At 52.5% G+C, this 19,603-nt stretch carries 14 protein-coding genes and 3 pseudogenes; 3 read left to right on the forward strand and 14 right to left on the reverse strand.

The genetic code is table 11. The features are described from left to right. Positions 1–178 precede the first annotated feature (178 nt). Positions 179–772 carry a 5'-deoxynucleotidase gene (gene yfbR, locus ACHHV8_RS25015; protein ID WP_395162122.1) on the forward strand — a complete coding sequence of 198 codons (594 nt, stop codon included), beginning with the start codon at positions 179–181 and terminating at the stop codon, positions 770–772. A gap of 337 nt (positions 773–1,109) precedes the next feature. Here yfbR and ACHHV8_RS25020 read toward each other — a convergent pair whose 3' ends face one another. The 7 genes and pseudogenes from ACHHV8_RS25020 to citZ form a co-directional block, all read right to left on the reverse strand. Next, positions 1,110–1,526 carry a hypothetical protein gene (locus tag ACHHV8_RS25020; protein ID WP_395162123.1) on the reverse strand — a complete coding sequence of 139 codons (417 nt, stop codon included), beginning with the start codon at positions 1,524–1,526 and terminating at the stop codon, positions 1,110–1,112. Between the two features lie 82 nt (positions 1,527–1,608). Further along, entirely contained in the window at positions 1,609–2,691 is a 1,083-nt protein-coding gene (locus tag ACHHV8_RS25025; protein WP_395162124.1) for an efflux RND transporter permease subunit, read from the reverse strand. A gap of 17 nt (positions 2,692–2,708) precedes the next feature. Further along, positions 2,709–4,787 (reverse strand): annotated as a pseudogene (locus ACHHV8_RS25030) (efflux RND transporter permease subunit). Then, a complete protein-coding gene (locus tag ACHHV8_RS25035) occupies positions 4,784–5,380 on the reverse strand; it encodes a TetR/AcrR family transcriptional regulator (RefSeq protein WP_395162125.1) in 597 nt (198 codons plus the stop codon). Before ACHHV8_RS25035 ends, ACHHV8_RS25030 begins: the two are co-directional and overlap by 4 nt. Before the next feature lie 324 nt (positions 5,381–5,704). After that, positions 5,705–6,646, reverse strand: coding sequence for a malate dehydrogenase (gene mdh, locus ACHHV8_RS25040; protein ID WP_395162126.1), 942 nt, complete (start codon positions 6,644–6,646; stop codon positions 5,705–5,707). A gap of 526 nt (positions 6,647–7,172) precedes the next feature. Next, positions 7,173–8,470: pseudogene (gene icd, locus ACHHV8_RS25045) on the reverse strand (NADP-dependent isocitrate dehydrogenase). Positions 8,471–8,620: 150 nt separating this feature from the next. Further along, on the reverse strand, positions 8,621–9,736 hold the full coding sequence (gene citZ / locus ACHHV8_RS25050) for a citrate synthase (protein WP_395162127.1): 1,116 nt from the start codon (positions 9,734–9,736) through the stop codon (positions 8,621–8,623). A 501-nt stretch (positions 9,737–10,237) separates the two neighbouring features. On the opposite strand from citZ, the gene ACHHV8_RS25055 reads away from it, so the two are divergent. Then, the gene (locus ACHHV8_RS25055) at positions 10,238–10,795 is read left to right on the forward strand and encodes a Ppx/GppA phosphatase family protein (protein WP_395162128.1); all 558 of its coding nucleotides are present in this window, start codon (positions 10,238–10,240) and stop codon (positions 10,793–10,795) included. Next, positions 10,746–11,804, forward strand: a pseudogene (locus ACHHV8_RS25060) (Ppx/GppA phosphatase family protein); the annotation flags it as partial. The gene ACHHV8_RS25055 and the pseudogene ACHHV8_RS25060, both read left to right, overlap by 50 nt. Here the strand turns inward: ACHHV8_RS25060 and ppk1 are convergent. The 7 genes from ppk1 to ACHHV8_RS25095 form a co-directional block, all read right to left on the reverse strand. Next, on the reverse strand, positions 11,755–13,863 hold the full coding sequence (gene ppk1 / locus ACHHV8_RS25065) for a polyphosphate kinase 1 (RefSeq protein WP_395162129.1): 2,109 nt from the start codon (positions 13,861–13,863) through the stop codon (positions 11,755–11,757). The pseudogene ACHHV8_RS25060 and the gene ppk1 sit on opposite strands and share 50 nt — an antisense overlap. Before the next feature lie 180 nt (positions 13,864–14,043). Next, positions 14,044–14,469, reverse strand: a complete 426-nt coding sequence (locus ACHHV8_RS25070) for an acyl-CoA thioesterase (RefSeq protein WP_395162130.1) — start codon at positions 14,467–14,469, stop codon at positions 14,044–14,046. Between the two features lie 126 nt (positions 14,470–14,595). Next, positions 14,596–16,356 (reverse strand): pyruvate kinase, encoded by a 1,761-nt coding sequence (gene pyk / locus ACHHV8_RS25075; RefSeq protein WP_395162131.1) that lies wholly within the window; start codon positions 16,354–16,356, stop codon positions 14,596–14,598. Further along, positions 16,349–17,326, reverse strand: a complete 978-nt coding sequence (locus ACHHV8_RS25080; protein ID WP_395162132.1) for an acetyl-CoA carboxylase carboxyltransferase subunit alpha — start codon at positions 17,324–17,326, stop codon at positions 16,349–16,351. Before ACHHV8_RS25080 ends, pyk begins: the two co-directional genes overlap by 8 nt. After that, positions 17,316–18,239: an acetyl-CoA carboxylase, carboxyltransferase subunit beta gene (gene accD / locus ACHHV8_RS25085; RefSeq protein WP_395162133.1), complete on the reverse strand. Its 924-nt coding sequence runs from the start codon at positions 18,237–18,239 to the stop codon at positions 17,316–17,318. The genes ACHHV8_RS25080 and accD overlap by 11 nt, the downstream gene beginning before the upstream one ends. Before the next feature lie 50 nt (positions 18,240–18,289). Beyond that, positions 18,290–18,481 (reverse strand): glutamate decarboxylase, encoded by a 192-nt coding sequence (locus ACHHV8_RS25090; RefSeq protein ID WP_395162134.1) that lies wholly within the window; start codon positions 18,479–18,481, stop codon positions 18,290–18,292. Positions 18,482–18,965: 484 nt separating this feature from the next. Further along, positions 18,966–19,535, reverse strand: a complete 570-nt coding sequence (locus ACHHV8_RS25095; RefSeq protein ID WP_395162135.1) for a phosphatidylglycerophosphatase A family protein — start codon at positions 19,533–19,535, stop codon at positions 18,966–18,968. Positions 19,536–19,603: the final 68 nt, after the last annotated feature.

The following is a 19,603-nucleotide window of genomic DNA, read 5'->3' on the forward strand; positions in this document are numbered from 1 at the left end:
GCAAAACGCTGACGCTGCAAAAGCCCCTCTACCTGAAAAACAACAAGCTCTATATCGGGCTCAAAGATTTGGAGACTGCCATCGGTTCGCAAATCGTGTATAATCCTAATGTGCAAAGCTTTTCCGTACAGCAGACACCTACGGTGAAGAAGTAAACAGATAGAATGGGATGAGAACGATGGATAGTCATTTTTTCGCTTATATGTACCGACTGCGCTATATCGAGCGCTGGAGTCTGATGCGCAACACCGTCAAGGAAAACGTCGCGGAGCATTCGTTTCACGTAGCCATCCTGACACACGTGCTGTGCACCATTGCTAATGAGGTATACGGCCGCCAGGTGCCTACCGACCGGATCGTCAGCATGGCGCTGTTCCATGACGCCACCGAAGTGTTTACGGGCGATATTCCTACTCCGGTCAAGCATCACAATCCGAAAATATTATCAAACTTCCGCGAAATTGAACAATTGGCCGCCGAACGGCTTCTGGATATGGTTCCCGCCAAGCTGCATGCGGTTTATGAGCCGCTGATCGATACGAAGAAGGCGTCCTATGAGCCGGAGCTGAAAAAATACGTCAAGGCGGCCGACCTGCTCGACGCCTACTTGAAGTGCGTAACGGAGCTGTCCGCCGGAAACAAAGAGTTCGGCAGCGCCAAAAAGCAGATCGAGCAGGCGATACAGGAATTGAATATGCCGGAGATGGCCTATTTCCTCGAGCATCTGGCGCCCAGCCTGGAGAAGACGCTGGATGAATTATCGGAGGAATAAGAAGAAGCTCGGAGGCGGAAGCCTTCGGGCTTTTTTTATCTGCTGAGTGCTGAGGAGCTGAGAACAAAGGGGGCTGTGCCGGGCTGCGGAAAAAGGAGCTTCTCCGGCCGCTGTTGAAATCGTGAAATGGGAATGCCTCTATAGGATATTTCACGATTTCCAAGGCCAACACTCCGTGCCTCCGAAGCCCTTTTTCCCTCCGCCATATTTCCCCTTTAGGCAGGTGCAGCCGGCAAAGCAAAAAGCTCAAGGGCTGCAAGGCCCTTGAGCTTTTTGAAGGTAAGACTAGTAGAAGTTGTAAACGTAAGCATCACTTTCGTTCGCTTGAACCCCCCAATTAGAAGCGGAACATCATCAGGGTAAGAATCAGGAAGAACAAGATGCCGGAAATGACGCTGACGGACTTGATTTTACCGGCATGAGCGCCGATCGTTCCGCCGTTAGGGTCAGCCAAAGCTTTGCGCATTGCGCTGCCCAGCACCCCGGTCAAAGCGCCAAGCGCCAGGAACAGCACGACCGCGATAATCATCCAGGCGACGGACAGACCGGCCTTGCCGACCAAGTAGCCGCCTGTCAGCAGCGAAATGATCAGAGCCATCTGGCCTACGCGGTTGGCTGCGAACAGCACGCTCAGAAAACCGAATTGGCCTTGTCCCGGCAGCACCTGAATCCGCTGCGCCAAAAACGGGAACATCAGGTAGACACCCATTAGAGCAGCCGCTAATACATGCAGATATAAAAATAATTGATTCATGTGAAATGCCCCCATTTTTCGACTTCAGTTATATTCAGTATACCTGAAAAAAACGGGCCTATGCAAATGCTGGAAGCGAATTTTAACCGGAATGCGCCGTATCTGCCGCGTGTCTGTTCACATGACCGCCTTTTTTCAAGGCTCTGGCATCCCGCCATTTCGCCAGGATCACGAACAGGCACGGCACCACAATCAGCGTCAGCAGCGTGGAATAAATCAGGCCGGAAATAATGGTGATCCCCATCGGCCTCCACAGGTTTCCGCCCATTACGGTCATTGGCAGCAGACCGCCGATAGCGGTAGCCATCGTAAGCAGAATCGGGCGCAGCCGGGCTTTGCCCGCCTCGGTTACCGCTTCGTACAGCGGCAAACCTTTCTCCCTCGCCTGCTCGATAAATTCGATCAGAATGATCCCGTTGCGCACGACAATTCCCGCTAAGCTGACAAGGCCCATCAGCGCCATAAAGCCGATCGGCGAGCCGGTCAGGAATAGACCGATGACGGCGCCTCCCGCGGCCAAATATACGGTAGACAGTATAAGCAGCGGGATAGAGAGCGAATAAAACTGCATGACCATAATGATATAAATCAAGAGCACCACAATGATAGACAGCTTGCCGATCGAGACGAACGCATCGTTGCGTTCCTCGTTCTCTCCCCCGTATTCGATGGTAAACCCGGACGGCAGCGAATATTGGGCGAGCTGCGCCTTCAAATCCTTCACAATCTCATCGGGCAGCCGGTCCTGGGCGAAGCTGCGGATCGTAATTGTCCGTGTTTGATTCAAATGGTGAATCGATTTGATCATCATGCCGGGCGTTATCGTTCCGAGCTCCCGGACGCTTACTGTCCCTCCGCTTTGCTTGGGGACATTCATTTTATTCATCCTTTCAACAGGATCCGCAGTCTGCTCCTTGGCATACAGCGTGACATCCAGGGAGTCCTCGCCTTTTTGCAGCGTCGTCACTTCCAGTCCTTCCGTTGCAATGCGCAGCGTCTGCGACAAGTCCTTCTCATTGACGTTGAACAGATTCAGCTTGGCCGGGTCCGGCTTCACCTCGTAGGTCTTCATCTCCGTCCCTACATCGTCCGTTACGCTGATCGCTCCGGGAATGCCTGACAACACATTCTGAATATCGCTCGATACCTGCCGAAGCTGCGTCAAGTCGCTGCCGCTGATTCTTAGCGCGATCGGCGCACCGACCGGCGGTCCTGCTCCAGCTCTCTCGGCGTAATTTCAACGTCATCGGGGAACATCGCCTTCAACTGCTCACGCCAAGCCGTAATGACTTCCTTCGTATGAATGACGTTCAGATCGATTTTGACAAACAGCTGTCCGACCTCGATCCCCGACTGATCCGATTCCGAGTAATAGAAGCGCGGCGTCGACCTTCCCGAATAGGCGGACACGAAGACGACGCCCTTCTGCTGCTGCATCCACTCTGCGGCCTTCGCCATGGTGTACTCCGTTTCGGCGAATACCCGCCCGGTTGGAAGCTTGAAATCGATCAGCATTTCATCCTTCTCGGCAGGGGGGAAATACTGCACCCCAAGCAGGGGCAGCAGCCCGAAGCTGCTTGTGCCGATCAGCAGAGCGATAATGCCTGTCAGCAGCGGCCTTTTTAAAACACGCTGGATTTGCTTGCCGTAAAACAAGCTGAGCCGCTGAATCGGCCGGCCCAATAAGCCGGGCGTCTCTTCGCGCACGGCGCCCTGCTTAGGCTGCTGCGGGCTGCTCTCCTGACTGCCGTCCACAGTCACGCCTTCGCTGAACCGTACGTCGGCTCTCCGCAGCGCCCGCTCACCCACCCACCGACGAAAAATCGGGATGATCGTGAGCGACATGGCCATCGACGTGCCGAGCGTTAAAGTAATGACGACCGGTAGCGGACGTATAAAGCTTCCGATGTTGCCTTTTAGAAAATACAGCGGTAAAAAGGCCGCTGCCGTAGCAATCGTAGCCGTCAGGATGGAGATGGCCACATCGCGGCTACCTTCGAGCGCGGCGACCGCAGGCGAATCCCCCAGCTGCAGCCGGCGCTGGATATTGTCGTTGACAACAATCGCATCGTCCACCAGAATCCCCAGTACGATAACGATGGCTACCACCGTAATTTGATTCAGGTCAATCCCCATCATTTCGACCGGAATAAAGCCGATCGTAATGGAAATCGGAATGGCCAGCGCAACAATCCATGAGGTGCCGAACGTCAAGCCCATTGAGCAGACGACGATGACAGCCGCAATCCCGATCAGCAGCTCGCGTCCAAGCTCCTTGAACAGATGATCCAGACTTTCCTTTTGCGTGAAAAGAGAGGACAGCTCTACGTTCGAAGGCAGCTGTCGCTTAAGCTCCGATACCTTCTGATCGATTCGTTCCTGCAGCGCCGGAATATCGGTACCTTTCGCCGCATTGATGACCAGATCGAGCGTCGGCTTGCCGTTGTGCAGGACGCTGACCTCCTTCTTCTTCGGCCGCAACTGCACGTCCGCCACGTCCTTCACCTTCAGCGAAAGGCCGTTCGGCAGACCGAGGATATCGGTATTGGCGACCTCCTCCGCCGTCGTCCATTCCTTGTTCAGATTCACATAGAAGCTCTGTGTGGTTTTGTTTACCGTGCCGAGCGGAACCCGGTCATGACGGTACTGGAGCGCTTGTGCAACTGCGGTTCAAGGCAGCTTGAACGTATCAAGCTTTGCCGTGTCCAGCTTGACGGCCACCTCTTGATCCGGCAGGCCGACGATATCTACGTTGCTGACGCCGGTGAGCGTGCTCAGCTGCTTTTTCCAAATGTCCAGGGTGGGCCTTAACGGCTCCAGCTCTTCAGGGGTGTTGACCGTAAAATGAAGGATCTGTTCGGCTATTTTCCCGAGGTCGTCGTTGACCTCCGGTTGATCCGCCTCATCCGGCAGCTCGCTTTGGGCCGCCTGCACCTTTTGCCGGAGCGTATCCCATGCCCGCTTAATATCCGTATCCGGCTTGACCTCTACGTTGATGATCGAGACGTTGGCCATGGAGGTGGAGGTGAGCTTCGATATGTCGCTCATTTCCTTGATCTTCTCCTCCAACGGCTGCGTAACGAACTGCTCCACCTTCTCGGGCGACGCCCCGGGATACACCGTCTTGACCATCGCGACCGTCAGATCGATCTCCGGGTTCTCGCGCTGCTTTAGAGTAAAAATATTTACGATCCCCATAATAATAGCCATCAAAAAAAACAGCAGCGTCACCTTCCGGTATTGAATCAGCTTCGCAATCATCTGCCGTTCACTCCCGGTAAGCCCGCCTTGCAATCCGGCGTCATGCCAACGATCGTCTGGGCAACCTTATCGATATGCTCAGCCCCGCAGCCCCTTACGACAAACCATTGATAGGCGACAAGCTCCACCATACCGATTTTCGAATAGGCCATAATCTCAAGCTGCTCCTCCGAGCAGCCGTTCGCTTCCTCGGAATCCTTCAAGCAGTCCTTGATGATGTGCATCATCTCATCGTAAAATGCTTCCGAAATATCTTTAAGCTCCCGGCACGCCATGCCATTGCGGTAAATAATGCGAAGAATCGTAATGTTATGATAGTACACGGTCAGGCAGCTGTGGATCATCTGGTAATAAACCGCATCGTCGTCATCCTGTCCGATCGATTCCCGTTTCAAAGCGCCCGATATTTCATCCAGGCACGACTTGACGATGCTTCGGAACAAGTCCTCTTTGCTCTGAAAATATAAATAAAACGTCCCCTGAGCTACCCCCGCTTCCCGAACAATATCCGACACCTTGGTCTGATGATAGCCCTGCTCCTCGAACAGCTTGAGCGCCGCTTCAACGATCCCGTCTCTCTTGTCTTCTCCCAAGTCGGTACCCCCTATATTCGCCAAAAATTCATGACTGACTCGTCAGTCATTTTTGATTTTAACAGCTTTATCCAGTCTCTGCAAGATGGAATGGAAAAGAATCAGAGCTCCCTTCCTATCCATAAATGCCGACTGCGGTTCGACCGGCCGTCTCGCCAGCACCGCAGCATGCACCTAGGATTCGCTCGCTCGTGCTAAGCTTCACGCCGCGCTAAAAGCATTCCCTCCCGTGATCCCCGAAAGCACACCTTCTTAACACCAAATAAAAACAGCCCGCCTCGCATAATGCGAAGACGGGCCGTCTACTGGAAGATGGCTCTGCTGTTACAGAGTCACCACTTTAATTACGTTGCGGACGGAATCGGCGGACTTGTCCAAGGCAGCCTTTTCTTCAGGAAGCAGCTCCAGCTCGAAGATTTTCTCGATGCCTTCGCCTCCGAGCAGGGTTGGCACACCCATGAACAGGTTGTCATAGCCGTACTCGCCTTCAAGCAGTGCGATGGCAGGAATGATACGCTTCTTATCCTTGATGATTGCTTCCGTCATTTGAACCAGGGAGGCTGCAGGCGCATAGTATGCGCTGCCGTTACCGAGCAGGTTTACGATCTCGCCGCCGCCCGTGCGGGTACGCTGTACGATCGCTTCGATGCGTTCGGCCGGAATCAGCTTCTCGATAGGAATACCGCCTACGTTGGAGTAGCGAACCAGCGGAACCATGTCGTCGCCATGACCGCCCAGCACAAAGCCGCGCACGTCTTCAACCGACACGTTCAGCTCCTGAGCGATAAAGGTGCAGTAACGAGCCGTATCCAATACGCCGGATTGACCGATGACGCGGTTTTTCGGGAAGCCCAATGTTTCGTAGGCTGCGTAAGTCATCGCATCTACCGGATTGCTCAGGATGATGACGATGGAATCCGGGCAATATTTTTTTACGTTCTCGCAAACGGATTTTACGATGCCTGCATTGGTATTAACAAGGTCGTCACGGCTCATGCCGGGTTTACGAGCGATACCTGCAGTGATGATCACGATATCGGAGCCAGCCGCGTCCTCGTAGTTCGCCGTACCTACGATGTTGCTGTCGAAGCCTTGAACAGGGGACGCTTCCATCATGTCCAATGCTTTCCCCTTTGTAGGGTTTTCCAAAGGCGCGATATCTAGAAGCACAACGTCGCCCAATTCTTTTTGCGCCAGCATCAGCGCAGTAGTAGCGCCTGTGAAGCCGGCGCCAACAACGGTAATCTTTTTACGTTTGATTCCCATGAGAATTGCCTCCTGAAAGATAGATTGTAGGTTTGCGTTGTTGCCAACCGTACTAGACCGACCGTAAGAGTATGCACGCCTACGCCCTAATTCACACTTATCATGCGCAAAAAACAATTGCTCTTTCCCTCATCCGAGTTAGAAAAGAGCAGTGGCCTATATCGTGCTCAGAGCCCCTCTTTGAAACAAATACCGCAAAAGATACGCTGAATATAAAAGTTTGTCGGAGGCACGCTTAGCCACAGCTCAAGCCTCCTCCGACAAACACGTTCATTTCCTATCGCCGAACCGAAGCCCGGCTCCACTCTTCATCTCTAGCGTCGAATCAGGCCAGACTCCGCTCTCCATGTAAGCGTATCGGAGGCCGCTTGGCGTTAGCTTAAGCTCCTCCGACATCCGTGCTCACTCCTCTTACGTCGAACCAAGTCCGCCTCCCCCTCTGTCTCGACAAACTTTCGTCGTCCAGGGGCCGTAACCCCTGGGGCCTCCTTGGTAAAGGAGGATTTAGGAGGATCGCACTGGATTATTACATATTAGCGATGATTTGGTTAGCGAACTCGGAGCATTTCACTTCTTTAGCGCCTTCCATCAAGCGTGCGAAGTCATAAGTAACCGTTTTGTTGTTGATCGATGTTTCCATACCTTTGTAGATCAGCTCAGCCGCTTCCAGCCAGCCCAGGTGCTCAAGCATCATAACGCCGGACAAAATAACGGAACCAGGGTTAACTACATCCAAACCAGCGTATTTCGGAGCTGTACCATGAGTAGCTTCGAAGATCGCGTGGCCGGTTACATAGTTGATGTTGGCGCCAGGTGCGATACCGATACCGCCTACTTGTGCAGCTAAAGCGTCGGACAAGTAGTCGCCGTTCAAGTTCAATGTTGCGATAACGTCGAAATCCGTAGGACGAGTCAATACTTGCTGCAAAGCGATGTCGGCGATAGCATCTTTAACGATGACTTTACCGGCAGCTTCCGCTTCTTTTTGAGCTTGGTTAGCAGCGTCCGTACCTTGCTCGGCTTTGATTTTGTCGTATTGTGCCCAAGTGAAAGTTTTGTCGCCGAACTCTTGCTCAGCCAGCTCGTAACCCCAGTTTTTGAAGGCACCCTCAGTAAATTTCATGATGTTACCTTTATGTACCAAGGTAACGCTTTTGCGTCCGTGTGCGATAGCGTACTCGATAGCGGAACGGATCAAGCGTTTGGAACCTTCGGAGGATACAGGCTTAATACCGATACCGGAAGTTTCAGGGAAACGGATTTTCTTAACGCCCATCTCGTTTTGCAAGAACTCCAGCACTTTTTTCACTTCAGCGGAACCGGCTTCCCACTCGATACCTGCATAGATATCTTCTGTATTTTCACGGAAAATAACCATGTCTACCAGCTCAGGACGTTTTACAGGAGACGGAACGCCGTTGAAGTAACGAACAGGACGGGAGCAAACATACAGATCCAGCTCTTGACGAAGTGCCACGTTCAGGGAACGGATGCCGCCGCCGACAGGCGTTGTCAAAGCTGCCCTTTAATCGCTACGATATATTCGCGGATAGCTGTCAAAGTGTCAGCAGGCAGCCAGTTATTGAATTTATTGAAAGCTTTCTCGCCGGCGAATACTTCGTACCATGCGATTTTTTTCTCGCCTTTATATGCTTTCTCAACAGCTGCGTCCAATACGCGTTTCGAAGCTGCCCAGATATCAGGACCTGTTCCGTCACCTTCGATGAAAGGGATGATCGGGTTGTTAGGAACGTTCAATTTACCGTCAACGATAGTAATTTTTTCGCCCTCTGTTGGAGCTGAATAGTTTTCGAATTGTGCCATGATCTTTAACTGCCTCCTTAAAATGGGTAATAAAACAAGTATACACACAAAATTGAACGGGAGCTGCAGCGCTTGTCCCGACATCCATTATCGCAGGAACAAGCCGCTGTAACAACCCGTTGGCCGTAAAAGCTTTTTTATCGAAATCGATTAACGATTTTCAATCGGAATATATTTTTGGTTAGAAAGGCCGGTATACTCCGCACGAGGACGGATCAGGCGGTTGTTTTCATACTGCTCAAGAATGTGAGCGGTCCAACCGGAAGTACGGCTGATTGCAAAAATCGGCGTAAACAAGTCGCGCGGAATCTCCAGGGACGTGTACACGGAAGCGGAATAGAAGTCTACATTCGGCTTCAAGCCTTTTTGTCCGGTCACGAGCTCTTCGATTTTGATGGACATGTTGTACCAGTTCATGTTGCCGGTAATTTTGCCCAGCTCATGAGACATTTTTTGCAGGTGCTTCGCGCGCGGATCGCCGTTTTTGTAAACGCGGTGGCCGAAGCCCATAATTTTTTCTTTGTTTTCGAGCTTGCCGTTGATGTAGCTCTCTGCGTTCTCGAAGGAACCGATCTCTTCAAGCATAGCCATAACCGCTTCGTTCGCACCGCCGTGAAGAGGACCCTTCAAAGCGCCGATCGCGGAAGTTACGCCGGAATAAATATCGGACAAGGTAGCCACAGTAACGCGGGCTGCAAAAGTGGAAGCGTTCAGCTCATGGTCCGCATGCAGCACCAAAGCTTTATCCAAAGCTTCGATGGCGACTTTATCCGGCTCTTTGCCTGTCAGCATGAACAGGAAGTTTTGTGCCACGGAAGTCGCGTCGCTTTTTGGAGCGATCGGCTCTTTGCCTTCGCGAATGCGGGCAAATGCGGCGATAATTGTAGGAAGCTGCGCTTGAAGCTTGATCGCTTTACGCAGGTTGGCTTCCGGCGTCATGTCGTTAGCTTCTTGGTCGTACAAGGCCAGACTGGACACGGCGGAGCGAAGCGCTGCCATCGAGTTTGTATCTTTAGGATACAATTTGATTTGATCGATCACCTGGGAAGGGATCGGCGCATATTGATTCAAATCTGCAATAAGTTGAGCCAGTTCGGAACGAGTTGGCAATTTGCCGTACCAAAGCAAATAAGCGACTTCTTCAAATGTCGCATTTTCAGCCAAATCATCGATGTTAATCCCGCGATAAGTAAGTACTCCGTCGATAATCGAGCTGATCGAGGACGTTGTAGCAACAATACCTTCTAAACCTTTAGTAGCTGTCAAAACAATCTCTCCTTTGCTTTCAAGTAAGTCCTATCCATAACTATATCATACAACGTGGATCCCAAGAAAATCCCGGTCCAAGCACGGCATGCAAAAGTAAAACAACAGCATACTTCAGCCAGAGAAATACCGAATTCCCATTACCGAGCCAACACTCGTCATTGTCGGCGAAAAACGCTTCTTTTCAGAACGAATCAAGACAATAAAAAATTATTATTCAACCCATGCGTTCGCCTCTAGTTCTACTATAAATGATTTAACAACTAAAGTGAACTAATTAAGACATAAAACTTCATTATCAGTACAATAAACATCTGCTATATGCGCCCGTCCCCATAATGAAACACAACGACGCACAATGGCTCGAAAAGTGGCGGCAATAAAGATTGTTTGTTATGTATTGTAAAATTATTCTTGAAAGTTTTGCGTCCCTTTCAATCGGTGGTAAAATATAATGAATGTACCAACCGGCCAAATTATTGAAGCAACTGGAGGAATAACATGCCTACCAACCGCAGAATCGGCATCATTGATATCGGATCCAACTCCATTCGACTCGTAATCTACGAGTTTCTCCCGACGCAGGCTTACCGCGTGATCGGGGAATTCAAGCAATCCGCCCGGTTAAGCCAGCTTATCGGCGAAGATAACGAGCTTCCGGCGAATGCCATCCTTTCCCTTATAGATACCATGAAGCATTTCAAGCAAATCTGCGATGCTTATAGCGTCACGGAACTTCGCGCCGCGGCAACAGCCGCTGTCCGCAATGCGTCCAATTCCGCGCAGATCATCGATTCGCTCCGGCGCGAGAGCGGTCTGGAGGTTGAACTGCTGTCCGGAGACGACGAGGCCCGGATCGGCTTTCTCGGCATGATCCATGCGCTCGACATTCCGGACGGCATGCTGGTGGACATCGGCGGCGGCAGCACTGAGGTGACCTTTTTCCGGGAACCGGCAGCTTGTCCGCAGCGTCTCCTTCCCGTTCGGAGCCGTCAATACGACGCGGAGATTTTCGTCCGACGGCAATTTTACGCCAGAGCAGATCCACGCCATCCGTGACATGGTGCTGCAGGCTGTCGACCAGGAGCCCTGGATTAAAGAGCATCCCGGCATTCCCTTGATCGGCTTGGGCGGAACCATTCGCTCCTTAAGCAAAATCAGCCAAAAGAAAAAGAAATATTCGCATCCTGTGACCCATAATTATCCGATGTCGGCAGACGAGATGGAAGAGTTGGCATCCACGCTTCCCGCCATGCCGGCGTCAAAGCGCAAGAAGGTGGATGGTTTGTCCAAGGACCGGTACGATATCATCGTTCCCGGCCTTATCATTCTGCACACGCTGTTCACCGCTGCAGGAGCAAGCCACTATGTCATCAGCGGCGCCGGGCTTCGCGACGGATTGTTTCACGAATCGTTCCTGTCAGAACCCGGCGAAAGCTCCTCCGGAGAAAGCCCGCTTGAACGCAGCGTATCCAATCTGCTCGGGCTTCATTCAACGGCGCCGCGCAAGCATCTGGAGCAGGTGGCCGCGCATGCCCTTCAGCTGTATGACAGCCTGCCGGGCACTTCCGGCCTCGACGCCAAAATTCGCAGACTGCTCCGCGCTGCCGCCCTGCTGTACCGGATCGGCGTCAGCCTGAACTACTATCAATTCGCGAAGCATTCGTTCACGCTGATCGCCCAAGCGCGTCTGGACGGACTGACGCACAGGGAGACCTTGCTCGTAGCGGCCATCGCGTCCTTCAAGACGAGAAGCCGGGCTCATCTGACGTATGTTCAGTACAAGGATATTTTACTGGAGTCCGATGAGGAGCTTATCGTCCGTCTGGGCACGCTTCTTCAGCTGGCCATCGCGCTCGACAGCTCGGAAACCCAGTCGATTGCCTCGATGCAGGCCCGTGTCAACGAAGAGGGCGATGAGCTGCAGCTATCGCTGCAAGCAAAAAGCGACCCCGCGGTGGAATACCGCGAGATCGCCGGTCTGATCAAAGATTTCAAAAAAGTATGGAATTTGAAGCTTACTCTTCTTGAAAATGAAGTACCGGGTGCTTTTTCTTCCAAGCATTGATCCGCATCGCCTCGAACTGGCTCCGCAGAGGCTTCCCTTCGCCCGGTACCCGTTCGTACATGCCGTTGGGCTGCAGCTCGCGCGCTTTGACATTATCGTGCAGGCTCAGCTCCAGAATACGGATCAGCGTCCGCTGCAGGTGCTTATCGAACACCGGACACATCAGCTCAATACGGCGGGTCAAATTTCTCGTCATCCAATCGGCGCTGGAGATATACACCTCCGGCTCTTCGCCGTTCTCGAAATACCAGATTCGCGAGTGCTCCAGAAAACGGTCTACGATACTGAGCACCCGGATATTTTCGCTTAAGCCCGGTACGCCCGGACGCAGACAGCAGACGCCTCGGATGATCAAATCAATCTGGACGCCCGCCTTGGAAGCCTCGTACAGCTCGTCAACCACATCCTGATTGGACAGCGAGTTCATCTTGGCGATAATGTGCGCCCGTTTGCCTTCCAAAGCATGCCGGGTTTCACGGCGTATTTTCTCAAACAGCTTATCCTTCAAGTCCGTCGGCGCTACGCCGAACGCTTTCCAATTATGCGGCGCCGAGTAGCCGGTCACCTCATTAAACAAGGCGGAAGCATCCTCGCCGATGATCGGATGGGAAGTAAACAGCCCGATATCCGTATACAGCTTTGCCGTGTTGTCGTTATAGTTACCGGTACCGACATGGACGTAGCGCCGGAGCCCGTCCTCCTCCTGACGAACGACAAGCGTAATCTTGGCATGCGTCTTCAAGCCCACGAGCCCATATACGACATGGCAGCCCGATTGCTCCAGCGTGCGGGCCCAGGCAATGTTGCGCTCCTCGTCAAACCTTGCCTTCAGCTCCACCACGACCGTGACCTGCTTGCCGGACTCCGCTGCTCGGGCCAGTGCCTGAATCAAAGGCGAATGGCCGCTCACGCGGTACAGCGTCATTTTGATCGCAAGCACCTGCGGGTCGTCCGCCGCTTCGTTAACAAAATCGGTCATCGCATCGAACGATTCGTATGGATGATAGACGAGCACGTCCTGGTACCTGAGCACGGTGAACAGCTGTTCCGTGTCTTCCAGCTCCGCCGGATAAACCGGATCAATCGGCTCATAGCGCAGATGCTCGTAGCCCTTCAAGGCCCCTGACAGCTTCATCAGGTAAGTCAAATCCAGCGAACCGTCAATCTCCATCGTGTTATCCGTTGTCTCGAATTCATCCTGCAGCTGATTCAGCGCGTAAGGATGGATGCCTTTTTGCACCTCCAGACGGACGGGAACGCCCCAGCGGCGGCGCCTGAGCTCCTTCTCGATCTCTTCGAGCAGATCCTCGGCTCCCTCTTCATTCAAGGTCAGGTCCGCATTGCGCGTTAACCGGAAGGCATGGACCGAGAGCGGCGTATAACCCGAGAAGAGGGTATGAATATGCTGCTCGATCAAATCTTCCATCAGCACGAATTCATGCTTTTTGCTGTTCGTCCGGGCGGGAACCTCAATGAAACGGGATAAATTCGAAGGCACCTGGACGATGGCAAAATAAGGCTCATCCTCGGGATCGTCACCTTCCTTCAGCAGCACCACGGCCAAATAAAGCGCCTGCGTGTGTACGAGAGGAAAGGGACGGCTCTGATCGACCGCCATCGGTGTTAAGACGGGAAAAATAATATCGTGAAAATAGGCGTCCATCGCTTTGCGCTGGGTACTATTCAAATCTTCATAATCCGTAAACAAAATGCCTTCCTTGGCCAGCTGGCGGCAGACGTCTCTGCACGTCTTGTACTGCTCCGTGACCATTTTGGCGGTTCTTCGCATAATGCGCTTAAACAAACCGGCCGGCGTGTAGCCGGTAAAATCTTTTTTCGTATAGCCTGCCTTCATCTGATCCTTAATGCCCGCCACGCGGACGCTCATAAACTCATCCAAATTGGACGAGACGATCGAAAGGAACTTCATTCTTTCCAGCAAAGGCGTTTCCGGATCCTGAGCCTCCTCCAATACGCGCCAGTTGAACTCGATCCAGCTTAAATCCCGGTTTAAATAATTCGATGAGGCTTCTTTTTCTCTGTGCGTCATCTCTTTCATATTGTCATGCGACCTCCATAGAGTTTCGGCTATCTCCATCTCTCACAGCCCGATTCCCTCATTCTACTAAGTTCATGGTAGTTCGACAATGTCATCAGAGAATGCGATTTATGTAAATTGTTTGTAAATGCCCAACGTTGGGTATATTCCCATCCAAATTATTTGACCGGGCTTGCAGCTTTACTCCGCCTTTACAGCCTTTTGCAGCAGCTCGTACAAGTCGGGCGCCGCTTTATCGATACGTGCAGGCTTCCATTCTCTGTTCAGCCATACATGCCGCGTGCCTCCGCTGACCAGAAGCTCATCGCCGCGCACGATCTCCGATGCAAATTGAAGCCGTAAATTAGTATACTCTTCAATCCTCGTTCGTATGGCTATGCTGTCATCATATTTGGCCGGAATTCTGAATTTGATATCGGCTTCAATGACCGGGAGCAGCAGCCCTTTGGCTTCGATGGATTGATACGGCATTCCCAGAGAGCGAATCAGCTCCGTACGGCCGATTTCAAACCAGTTCAAATAATTCGCATGGTAGACGACCCCCATCTGATCGGTCTCCTGATAACGGAACCGAAGCGGATGCTCAAACCATGGAGATGGACACATATGCTGTTCCTCCCAATATCCGATAGGTAAATGTGGTGAAAAAAAGAGTGAAACCGAGGTGTAAACTTCGACTTCACTCTGTTGGAGGCGAGTATGGAAGGAATTCCAGACTCGCCGCGGGTATGATTAAAGAACGCGTGCGCGGCCGGAGTAGATGACGCCCACCTCAGGATAAATCGAAACTTCCTCGTTATCCTGAATCAGTTCAAGCGCGCGCTCTACGCCTACGATGACCGGTTTGCTCAGGCTGATGCCCACGACAGCCGCATGAGACGTAATACCGCCGGTTTCCGTAATGATCGCAGCCGCTTTCTCGATAGCCGGCATGTACTCCTTGTCCGTCGTTCCTGTAACGAGGATACAGCCTTCCACCGCTTTGGCGTTGGCTTCTTCAGCCGTACGGGCCGTAACCACCTTGCCTGTCGCGATTTGCGTACCGATGCCTTGACCTTTGGCGATCATTTCGCCGATTTGGTGCACTTTGATCAGGTTCGTGGTTCCGGAGCGTCCAACCGGTACGCCGGCCGTAATAACTACGGTGTCGCCCAGGCTGACCAGACCCGATTTTACGCTGCTGTCTACTGCATGCTGGAACAGCTCGTCCGTTGTTTCGCACTGCTCGCCTTTCACCGGAATGACGCCCCATACCAGCGACAGACGGCGAAGCACCTGCTCATTCGGCGTTACGGCGATGATCGGCGATTTCGGACGGTATTTGGATACCATACGAGCCGTATATCCGCTTTCCGTAGCCGTCAGAATGGCGCGCGCGTCCAAATCCAATGCCGAGCTGGCTACCGCTTGGCTGATCGCTTCGGTTACCGTTTTTTGCTGCGCATTGCTTTGACGGATAAAAATTTCACGGTGCTCCAAAGCCGTTTCCGCACGCTCGGCAATACGAGCCATCGTGGTAACGGATTCGAGCGGGTATTTCCCTGCAGCCGTTTCACCGGACAGCATGACCGCATCGGTGCCGTCGAAGATGGCGTTCGCCACGTCGCTTGCTTCCGCACGCGTCGGACGCGGGTTGCGCTGCATGGAATCCAGCATCATCGTTGCCGTAATAACCGGCTTGCCGGCTTGGTTACACTTTTTGATCATCGCTTTTTGCACGATAGGCACGTCTTCGGCCGGAATTTCAACCCCAAGGTCACCGCGGGCTACCATCAAGCCGTCGGATACTTCCAAAATTTCGTCCAGGTTGTCTACGCCTTCCTGGTTCTCGATCTTGGAAATGATTTGGATATGCTGAGCATTGTGGCGCTCCAGAATTTCGCGGATTTCAATAACGTCGCTCGCCTTACGCACAAAGGACGCAGCGATGAAGTCCACTCCCTGCTCGATACCGAAAATAATATCGTTCGCATCCTTCTCCGTAATGCCCGGCAGGTTGATTTTCACGCCAGGGACGTTAACGCCTTTCTTGCCGCCGAGCAAACCGCCGTTCACGATACGGCATTTGATCTCGGTATTCGTCAAGTCAACGACTTCCAAACCGATCAAACCGTCATCGATCAAAATCGTGGAGCCGACCTTCACGTCTTTTGGCAAATCCTTGTACGTGATATGAACGCGCTCCGCATCGCCCAATACTTCTTCCGTCGTCAAAATGATGAAGTTGTCTTGAACCAGCTCGACCTTCTGGTCGTCCTTCAGTCTGCCTGTACGGATCTCCGGCCCTTTGGTATCCAGCAAGATCGCCACGTTGTTTACGCCAAGCTCTTGGCTTGCCTGACGCACGTTCTTGATGCGGTTGCCGTGCTCCTCGAAGTCGCCGTGGGAAAAGTTCAATCGGGCTACGTTCATCCCGGATTGAATAAGCTTTTTGAACATTTCCAGCGACTCGCTCACCGGGCCGATGGTACAAACAATTTTCGTTTTACGCATGATTGTGATTACCCTCCTGAATTGTAAACCTTCCAATTTGTCTAAACTTGTTGTAGCGGTCCTCTATCAGTTCTTTCTCTGACAAAGTCGACAGTTCCTGCAAATGCTTTGTTAACATTTGTTTAATAGCCTCGGCCTGGGTCTGAACGTCCCTGTGCGCACCTCCGCGCGGCTCCGGAATGATTTCATCCACAACGCCGAGCGCCTTGATGTGCTCCGAGGTTATTTTCATCGCTTCCGCCGCTTCTTTCGAGCGTGTAGCGTCTTTATATAGTATCGATGAAGCCGCCTCCGGCGAGCTTACCGAGTATATCGAATTTTCCAGCATGAACACGCGGTTGCCGACACCCAGCGCCAAAGCGCCGCCGCTGCCGCCTTCCCCGATGACGACACATAGAATCGGCACGCCAAAAGAAGCCATCTCCATCAAATTTCTGGCGATCGCTTCCCCTTGTCCGCGCTCTTCAGCCGCGCCTCCGGGATATGCGCCGGGCGTATCGATGAAAGTAATGATCGGGCGCTTGAACTTGTTCGCCTGCTTCATCAGACGCAATCCTTTGCGGAATCCGTCCGGGTGCGGCATGCCGAAATGGCGGGCGATATTGTCCTTCGTGTCCTTGCCTTTCTGATGTCCGACGACGGTAACCGGCACGCCGTTCAAACGGGCAAGTCCGCCAATGATCGCGAGGTCGTCGCCATACAGCCGATCTCCGTGAAGCTCCATGAAATCGGTAAAAATAAGCTGTATGTAATCCGACGTCGTGGGACGCTGCGGATGACGGGCCAGCTGCATTTTCTCCGCCGTCGACATATTGCTGTACAGCTCGGCGGCCAGCTGTTCGTGACGCTGCTCCAGACGGGCAATCTCGTCCGAAAAATCCATCTGCTTGTCGGCCCCGAATCTACGGAGCTCTTCAATCTTGTTCTTCAGCTCAAGAAGCGGCTGCTCAAAGGGCAATTCACCGGCCATGTGCCAAATCCCCCTTTACAACGTGTAAATCCAGCAAACGGGTCAAGGTGCTCTTCATTTCTTTACGCTGCACCACCATATCGACCTGTCCATGCTGGAGGTTGAACTCTGCGGTTTGGAACGTATCCGGCAGCTTCTGACGGATCGTCTGCTCGATAACGCGGCGTCCTGTGAAGCCGAAGGCCGCTCCCGGCTCGGCGATAATATAATCGCCCAGCATCGCATAGCTTGCGGTCACGCCTCCGAAGGTCGGATCGGTAATGACCGAAATGAACAATCCGCCCTGCTCGTTCAATTGAGCCAGCGCTGCGCTGGTCTTGGCCATCTGCATCAAGCTCAAAATACTCTCCTGCATCCGGGCGCCGCCCGAGGTGGAGAATATAATCAAAGGATAATTTTTTTGAATCGCGTACTCTACGGCCAGCGTTACCTTCTCGCCGACTACGGAGCCGAGCGAGCCGCCCATAAAGTCGAAGCTCATGACAGCAACGACAACAGGAAAGCCCCCAATGGTACCTTCCCCTGTAATTACAGCGTCATTCATGCCAGTCGCTTCCACGGCTTTGCGGTATTTGCCCACATAATCCGGGAATTCAAGCGGATCCTCCGACATCATCTCGCTGTCATATTCAAAAAAGCGGCCTTCATCCATCATCATTTGAATACGTTCCACCGCACTCAATTTAAAATGGTAGCCGCAAGCGGTACACACTTTTAAATTTTTGTCCAGCTCTTTCGTGAATTGGATGGTTCCGCATTTAGGACATTTGTTCATCAAGCCTTCGGGAATTTCTCTCCTCGGCTTCTCTTCAGGCAATATTTCTCCGCCGTCGCCTCCACGATTCACCGTTCGTTCCGTGGTCGGTACGGTTGCATATTTTCTCTTCTTCTGAAATAAATCTTTGAATTGCACGGCTACACCTCACTTGCGGTTGATGTTCAAAACTGTGGTCCATCCAGGATCTAAGACCTATGCAAAATGGAGTTCAACACATCTTGAACCTCTTCCAGTTCACCTTCCGGGACTACGATCTCAAACTGATTTTTTGTCATGTTAATGGCCCGCACTTGGACAAGAAAGCCCTCTTCCGTCAGTTTCTGCTGGATTCTTTCTGCAATTTTCGCTGTTGGAGCTATATAAATAACGGTCCACATGAAAAAAGTCCTCCCGAACATAATGCACTAATGATATCATATCTGCTGTTTTTCCCGCAAGGATAAACGGTTTCATCCCCAGGGGAACCGCGAAGCCGGTACCCGAGGGATATGGACGCCTCCGCGGCCGAGCGGGGCCGATGAAACAATCACCGCGCCCGGTACGGAGCCTTCCTCCGATTACAGCCATCCCCTGTTTTTCTTGATGTGATCCGCTTTTGACGGTTGAAAACCAGGTGACGAAGACGTACGCTTGCGCTCGTACGGGATGCTTCCGCATCTGCAAGTTTGTTTCTCGGCGGCTTCCAGCTTACGGCGGATTGGTAATAATTCGCACAAGCCGCAAGCCGGAGGACGTGTCCATTTTTCAGCTTGGCGGACGCAGCAGGGTTTCAGGAAAGGATGTTTTTCCTGGATATTCAAACATTACAGGAAGCCGGGACTGCTGCGGAAAGGAAACGGCTGCTTGAAAGCTTCGGCATCATTAATCTTCTGTGGGGCTATCCGGTTCCGCATCCGCTTGATCGGACGCCTCGGACGGAGGCTGAGCGGCCAAACCTCGGTTCAATTGCTCCAAGCTGTCCAATTCATCCTGATGCCTATGGGCGATGCGCGCCGAGGCGGCCGCAGCCAGACCCGCAACCAGGTCATCCAGGAACACATGGATTCCCGTCTTATGGTCATTCAATTCACGGATGATGCCCATCTTTTCCTTGTCCAGATAACCAAAGCTCGTCAATCCTATCATGCCGTATACATGAACGATGCCGAGAGCCAGCGTCTCATCGACCCCGTACAGCGACTCATCCCGCTCCATGATGGCTTGCAGCGGCTCGGGCAGCAGCTTCTTCTCCGCCAGCTCATCCAGAGCGATGCCGGTGTAAAGCGTATATTGAACCTCGCGTTTCTTCAAAACGGTAAGCACGCTATCTATGCAGTCCTGCTTTTGCAATTGATTGTTGTACGGAAGCTGCAGCTTCCAGACGATATCGGCAATTCGGTCGACGGTGACACCTCGTTTTTCCAAGCATTCCACTATGTGTTGATGGGACATCAAATAACGCCTCCTCCATACCAGATAGTCACCAAGTGAATACCGTCCCGTTCGTGCCATGGTCGAGG

It is taken from the genome of Paenibacillus sp. TAB_01 (genome assembly GCF_043945595.1).
In the GTDB taxonomy this organism is placed as follows: domain Bacteria; phylum Bacillota; class Bacilli; order Paenibacillales; family NBRC-103111; genus Paenibacillus_S.